The 748-nt window shown below is 64.7% G+C and carries 2 protein-coding genes; both read right to left on the bottom strand.

The features are described from left to right. On the bottom strand, positions 1–621 hold a 621-nt coding region (locus tag PTE30175_RS28020), incomplete at its 3' end, for an NAD(P)(+) transhydrogenase (Re/Si-specific) subunit beta (protein ID WP_191629258.1). Position 622: 1 nt separating this feature from the next. After that, a partial coding sequence (locus PTE30175_RS28015) for a proton-translocating transhydrogenase family protein (protein ID WP_150700334.1) occupies positions 623–748 on the bottom strand: 126 nt, incomplete at its 5' end.

Raw genomic sequence — 748 nt, 5'->3', positions numbered from 1 at the left:
CACGAACGGCAGCCAGCTTTGCGACAGGAAGAAGATGATGCCGAAGCCGAGCATCGCGATGGCCAGCATCAGGTTGAGCATGTGCTGGCCGGCGAACACCACCGGCGCGCCCTGGAACAGGCGGAACTTGTACTTGCCCGAGAGCTTGCCGAAGGCGATGACCGAGCCCGAGAAGGTGATCGCACCGACGAAGGTGCCGATGAACAGCTCGATGCGGTTGCCGGCGGGCAATATCGTCTCTCCGGCCGGCACGATGCCCAGTGCCGCCGGTTCGGCCACGGCCGCGACCGCGATGCACACGGCAGCCAGGCCGATCAGCGAGTGCATCGCCGCGACCAGTTCCGGCATCTTGGTCATCTCGACCTTGCGGGCCACATAGGCCCCCACGCCGCCGCCGACGACCAGACCGGCCAGGATCAGGGCGAGGCCCGAGTAGTCCCCGCCCATGCGCTTGCGCAGCTCGAGGATCAGCGCGACCGTGGTCAGCGCGGCAATCGTCATGCCGATCATGCCGAACGCATTGCCGCGCCGTGCCATCTTCGGATTGGACAGGCCCTTCAAAGCCTGGATGAAACAGATCGACGCGATCAGGTACAGCAGCGTCACGAGATTCATGCTCATGTTAGTGGGCTCCCTTCGCGTCTTCGGCAACCTTCGCGGGCGCCTTGTCCTTCTTCTTGAACATTTCCAGCATGCGCTGCGTGACGAGGAAGCCCCCGAACACGTTCACCGCGGCCAGCGCCACGGC

The sequence above is a fragment of the Pandoraea terrae genome, from assembly GCF_902459695.1.
Classification (GTDB): Bacteria; Pseudomonadota; Gammaproteobacteria; order Burkholderiales; family Burkholderiaceae; genus Pandoraea; species Pandoraea terrae.
The sequence above is the reverse complement of the archived record's forward strand: the minus strand, read 5'-3'. Positions and strand labels throughout refer to the sequence as shown.